We start from the raw sequence: 6096 nt of genomic DNA, 5'->3' as shown, positions 1-6096 counted from the left end.
ACCACTCCGTGTTCGAATGGCCTGTGGCGGTGTTGCCACCGTGCATGACCGGGCACTTGCCAGTATTCGGCTGATCACTCATGTCTCTCTCCTCTTCACTGCGGTGAATTTGCTTGCGTTTCGGGAACTGCCACCCCGGGAAAAAAGGGCAACCCCTGAGACAATGTGCCGAACTCCGAGCATCCAGGGATGAGGAGCGGCTCTTTGTCCAGCCACCCCTCAAGTTAAGACCCCGAGGTTCTTGAGCACAAGTTGAGATTTCCCATGATCGCGATAGGCAAGCTTTATCACAGCGTCGCGATTCCGCTCTCGCAGTGCACGAGGGGAAGATCCACACTGAGCCACCGGCTTGCCGCTGACAGGCATGAACCAACTTGGTTTGCGGTCCGGTCGGGATGCTTCTTGGTCATCGTCGCACCGCCGCACCGTTGCTCTGTCGCGCCTGCCCTGCCCCGTTGGACGCCCAGCCGGCGTCTGAAACACGGGAACCGTTCGGCAGCCTCGTGCGTCCTAAAATTAGAAGGCGGAACGCTCGGTTGGCCACCCGGCCGGATGCCGTGACCCCCGCGAGGGCTCGCCATTGGCTACCGAACGCCCGCTCCCCGAACCGCGGGCACGCCCGCGGATGTTCCGCGGGAGCAACCGCCCCGGTGCCCGGGTGACCGGGCAACCATGCACCAAGGAGGAATGGATACCAGGAGGAGAACGATGACGACCGATTGCGATTTGACGTTCGACCGCGAACGGCTCAAGCAGGAGATACGCTCCACCTACGGGCGGGTCGCGGAGGAACCGGATGGCGACTTCCACTTCCATCGTGGCCCGGAATATGCCGCCTCGATGCTGGGATACGATCGGGCTGAACTCGACGCGTTGCCGCACTCGATCACGGCACCATTCGCCGGTGTGGGCAACCCGTTTCACGCCGACGCGCTGCCGAACGCTGCCCGGGTCATCGACCTGGGCTCCGGGAGCGGAATGGACTGTCTGCTGGCCGCCCGCCGTGTCGGTCCGCAGGGCGAGGTGGTCGGATTCGACATGACCGACGCCATGCTTCGCAGGGCCGCTGCGGGCGCTGCCACCATCGGCGCGGACAATGTCCGATTCGACAAGGCGGACATCTCCGACCTGCCCCTCGCCGACGCGTCCGTGGACGTGGCGATCTCGAACGGGGTGATCAACCTCAGCCCGGAGAAGGAGCGCGTCTTTGCGGAATTGTATCGCGTGCTGCGCCCCGGCGGGCGCGTGCAGTTCGCCGACATCGTGATCGAGGCGGAGCTGTCGGCAGCCGCGCGCAACGATATCGAACTCTGGGTTGGCTGAATCGCGGGAGCTCTGCAGTCTGCAGGCTACCTCGCGGCACTGGCTGATGCAGGATTCGAACGCGGGCAAGTCGTCACCTACTTCGATTCGTTCGCCGGAACCAGTAAGGAGGCCGTGGCACGCCAGTTCGGCGTTCAGGGTGCGACCTTCGTCGCCTTCAAGGAATGACCCGCCAGCGCTTGTCGGCAGGGCGGTAGGCGGCGAAGGCCTCCATAGGCCCTGGGACAGCGGATTCATCCGTGCCGCCGCTCTCGGTGGGTGCGGCGGCACGGATAACGGATGCCGTGTGCAAGATGGGCGCGACCCTTGCCGGCAACACGACCGTCGATCGGACGAGGGCAGCCACGGGTCGGCGGGCTTGCCGTCAGTGTCGAAGCCTCTGCGCTTCTGTCCAGTTGGATGAGCCATGGGTGCACTCTCCGATCTGCCTTCCGTCAGCCGGCTACTTGCGGACGCTGCGGTTGCAGCGCTGGTGGCAAAGCACGGCCAGCCGGTCGTCACGCAGCTGGTGCGCGACACACTGGCCCATGCCCGCGAGGCCGTGCGTGCCGGCGGGGCAGTGCCCGATACGGCGAGCCTCGTCGCCAGGGTCAGCGCCGACGCCCGGGCGCTCAAGCTGCCGAAGCCCCGCCCGGTGTTCAACCTCACAGGCACCGTACTGCACACCAACCTCGGGCGCGCGCCACTGCCCGAAGAGGCTGTCGAGGCACTGATCCGTGTCGCACGCAGCCCCTGCGCCCTGGAATACGACATCGCGAGCGGTGGCCGCGGTGACCGCGACGACGTGGTCAGCGAACTGCTGTGCGAACTCACGGGCGCCAAGGCCGCCACCGTGGTCAACAACAACGCCGCCGCTGTATTCCTGCTGCTCAACACCCTGGCACGCAAGAGAAAGGTCATCGTCTCGCGCGGCGAGCTGATCGAGATCGGCGGGGCCTTCCGCATCCCCGACATCATGCAGCGCGCCGGGGCCAGGCTGGTCGAGGTCGGCACCACCAACCGCACCCACCTAAAGGACTTCCGCGGCGCGATCACCAGGCGCACGGCGTTGCTGATGAAGATCCACACCAGCAACTACGCGATTCAGGGCTTCACGCACGCGGTGCCGGAACAGGAACTGGCCGAGCTCGCGCACGCACACGACCTGCCCTTCGTCGTCGATCTTGGCTCCGGCACGCTGATAGATCTGGAGCGCTGGGGACTGCCGCACGAGCCGACGCCTTGTGAGAGCATCACCGCCGGCGCCGACCTGGTGACATTCTCCGGCGACAAGCTGCTCGGTGGCCCGCAGGCCGGCCTGCTGGTCGGCCGCAAGGACCTGATTGCCCAGATCAAGCGCAACCCGCTCAAGCGTGCGCTGCGCGTGGGCAAGATCACCCTGGCCGCCCTCGAAGCCGTGCTGCGCCTCTACCGCGACCCGGACCGGCTGCCCGAACGCCTGACGACGCTGCAGCAGCTGACACGAGCCGAGAGTGACATCCGCGCGGCGGCAGCGCGCCTGCTGCCGGCCGTGCAGGGAGCCTTGGCCGCGCTACCGGTGACAGCGCAGATCGTCCCACTGCGGTCGCAGATCGGCTCTGGCTCGCTGCCAATCGATCGCCTACCTTCGGCCGGTCTGGCGATCCGTCCGCAAGGGAAAAAAGGCGGCGTACTGCACCGCGTCGAGGCGGGGCTGCGCACCCTGCCCCGCCCGGTCGTCGGGCGCATCCAGGATGGCGCGCTGCTGCTCGATCTGCGTTGTCTGCAGCCGCACGAGGAGAGCGAGTTCACGGCCAATCTCAGCGAATTCCCATGCTCATAGGTACCGCCGGCCACATTGACCACGGCAAGACCACGCTGGTCCAGGCGCTCACTGGCGTAGATGCCGACCGGCTGCCACAGGAGAAGGCGCGCGGCATCACCCTCGACCTCGGTTACGCCTACACTCCGCTGGCCGACGGTTCGGTGCTCGGTTTCGTCGATGTGCCAGGGCATGAGAAGCTGATCCACAACATGCTCGCCGGCGCGAGCGCCATCGACTTCGTGCTGCTGGTGATCGCCGCCGACGACGGTCCGATGCCGCAGACCCGGGAACACCTGGAGCTGCTCGAACTCCTTGGCATGGGCCGAGGGGCGGTCGCCTTGACCAAGATCGATGCCGTCCCGCCAGAGCGGATCAAACAAGCGCGCGGGGAGATCGCCAGGCTGCTGGAAGGCACGCGACTCGCGGACTGTGCGGTGTTCCCGGTCTCGGGTCGTAGCGGTGACGGGGTGGCGGCACTGCGGGCCCATCTGGAAACCGCGGCAACGACACTGCCGCGGCGTCCGGCAGGCGGACGGTTCCGACTGGCCATCGATCGCTCCTTCTCGCTCACGGGTGTCGGCACGGTGGTGACCGGCACGGCGCACGCCGGCGGCATCGCGGTCGGCGCTACGGTCACCGCCTCCCCGCCGAGCCTCAAGGCGCGCGTGCGCGGCCTCCGCGTCCACGATCGCCCCGCCGAGAACGGTGCCGCCGGTGAACGCTGTGCGCTGGCGCTCAAGGGCGATTTCGAGAAGAAGGACATCCGGCGGGGCATGTGGCTGGTCGATCCCGTGCTGGACATCCCGCTGGCGCGCTTTCAGGGGGAACTGCGCGTCCCTCACGGACAGCAGCCTTTGACGCACATGCAGACCGTGCACGTGCACCTCGGTACCGACGACATCGTCGGCCGGGTCGCCCTGCTCGACTGCCGCAAGGTGGAGCCCGGAAGTGCGGCGCTGGCCGAGATCCTGCTCGAGCGCGAGACACTGACCCTGCGCGGTGACCGCTTCATCCTGCGCGACGCCGGCGCGCAGCGTACCGTGGCCGGCGGCAGGGTGCTCGACATCTTTCCACCCGCCCGTCACAAGCGTGCGCCCGAGCGGCTGGCCCTGCTCGACAGGATGCGCAACGACGACCCGGCTGCGGTCCTCGAACTGCTGGCCAGCCAGTCGCCGACCGGAATCGATCTGGCTCGGTTTGCGCTGAGCTGGAACCTCACCGGAACAGAAACCGCGGCGCTCTTGCGGCGTGTCGGTCTGCGCGTCCTCGGTGACGGCGATGCGGCGATCGGCATTGCCCAGAAGGCATGGGCCGCATTGGAGGCGCGGTTCCTGCAGGTCCTGGAACAGGAACACGAACAAAGCCCGGACATGATCGGTGTCGAGCCGGAGCGGTTGCGCCGCCGGATCTCGGTCGCGCTACCGCGACCGGTGTTCGATGCCTTGAGCGCGCAACTGCTGGCCTCGGGGGCGATCGCGCAGACCCGGACCTGGCTGCATCTGCCGGGGCATCGCGCCAGCGTCAGCGCCGACGACCGCGAGCAGTTTGCCGCGCTGAAGCCGCTGCTCGATGCCCGACCCTACAACCCGCCGCGGGTGCGTGATCTGTCCGAGGCGACCGGCACGCCGGAGACAGAGGTGCGGCAACTGTTCAAGCGGCTCGCCCGCGCCGGCGAACTCTACCCGGTCGCGCACGATCACTACTTCACCGCGAGCACGGTCGCGGCCCTCGCCGAAATCGTCCGCCGACTCAACGCCGAACAGGGCGCAGCGCGCGCCGCGCCGTTTCGCGACATCCTGTTCAGCGATGGCAGCGGAGGCCGCAAGGTGGCCATCCGCATCCTCGAGTTCTTCGATCGCGTCGGCTACACTCGGCGGATCCGCGATGATCACGTGCTGCGTCGCGAGGCTGCAGCGCATGACTGGACCGCAACCTGAGTTACGGAAGAGATCGTTCCCCGGTGGGGCGCCCGGTCTTCAAAACCGGGAGGGGCGGCCATGCGGTCCCTGGTAGGTTCGACTCCTGCTCTCTTCCGCCATTCACGAACCCATCCGCAGTGTCGTAAACCTTAGGTCCGGAGCACGGGGGAGCTGCGCCATGAAGCGTCCAGCACTTTTCGTCGGCTCCTCAGCCGTCCTCGCGATCCTGGCCCACGGCGGAATGGTCTTGGCACAGTCCCTCAGCCCGCACACCGAATTCATGCTGTGCGAAGCCCGTCAAGGTTCCGGCGATGACCACCCTACCGAAAGCCCTCGAGAAGGTTCCGTTGTCTGAGATGGCGTAGGCCCTTGGCGTGCATGCAAGTGATCTCACGACGCCGATCGTGCTCGAGCCCATGGCCTCATGCGCAGCGGTCCGAAGATCGAATTCGACTGCCCCTCATCCGTTCCCACTGACTGGCCCGCTCCGGTTCGTATACCGTCCCCCCACTCGGACCACGTGCTGCCGGATTCATCGGCTCATCCGTAATTGCACCCATGTGAAAACCGGTATGGGAAGCGCAGACTTTCCCCGGCGTTATCCGCTGACGGCCCCTGGTCGGACGTTGCCTCTCATTTCCGGAGTCATGCGACCTCCAGGAAGGCGTCAGGCGCCCGGACCGGGTCCCCCAGCCTGGCGCTATGTCCGCCGCCCCGGCAGCACCGGTTGGCGTCATCGAACCGCCTTTTGGACGTAACGACGTTGTCACCACACCTAGCCAATATGGGTGCGCCTCTCAATCACGATTGGAGTTTGTCATGGCCAGCATCGAATCCCGAATCGGCGCCGCGCTGAACTTGTCAGGCCCGTTCCGCTCCCCCTGCCCGGGAAAGCCAGCAATGAAGCCAATCCGGATACGGGAGGCGAGTTGGCCCGCCGACAGAATGGCTTTGGAGACCGTGCGCTGCGAGGTCTTCGTGAAAGAACAGAATGTACCCCGAAGCCTCGAGTTTGACGGCCTCGACTCGAGTGCGCTGCACTGGCTGGCGTTCACGCCGGAGGAAGAGCCG

The 6096-nt window shown here is 66.5% G+C and carries 3 protein-coding genes, 1 tRNA gene and 1 pseudogene; all 5 read left to right on the top strand.

What is annotated here, in order from left to right; genetic code table 11:
- Positions 1-708 precede the first annotated feature (708 nt).
- Positions 709-1323, top strand: coding sequence for a methyltransferase domain-containing protein (locus EA346_RS14020; protein ID WP_296759639.1), 615 nt, complete (start codon positions 709-711; stop codon positions 1321-1323).
- A gap of 406 nt (positions 1324-1729) precedes the next feature.
- Positions 1730-3124, top strand: a complete 1395-nt coding sequence (gene selA / locus EA346_RS14015) for an L-seryl-tRNA(Sec) selenium transferase (RefSeq protein WP_296759637.1) — start codon at positions 1730-1732, stop codon at positions 3122-3124.
- Complete coding sequence (gene selB / locus EA346_RS14010; protein WP_296759635.1) at positions 3115-5043, top strand: selenocysteine-specific translation elongation factor; 1929 nt, start codon at positions 3115-3117, stop codon at positions 5041-5043. The genes selA and selB overlap by 10 nt, the downstream gene beginning before the upstream one ends.
- A gap of 5 nt (positions 5044-5048) precedes the next feature.
- A tRNA-Sec gene (locus EA346_RS14005) sits at positions 5049-5144 on the top strand.
- Between the two features lie 781 nt (positions 5145-5925).
- Positions 5926-6096: pseudogene (locus EA346_RS14000) on the top strand (GNAT family N-acetyltransferase); the annotation flags it as partial.

The sequence above is a fragment of the Thioalkalivibrio sp. genome (genome assembly GCF_007692535.1).
Lineage (GTDB): Bacteria > Pseudomonadota > Gammaproteobacteria > Ectothiorhodospirales > Ectothiorhodospiraceae > Thioalkalivibrio.
Note: the sequence above shows the minus strand (reverse complement) of the source record. Positions and strands in the feature narration are given on the sequence as shown.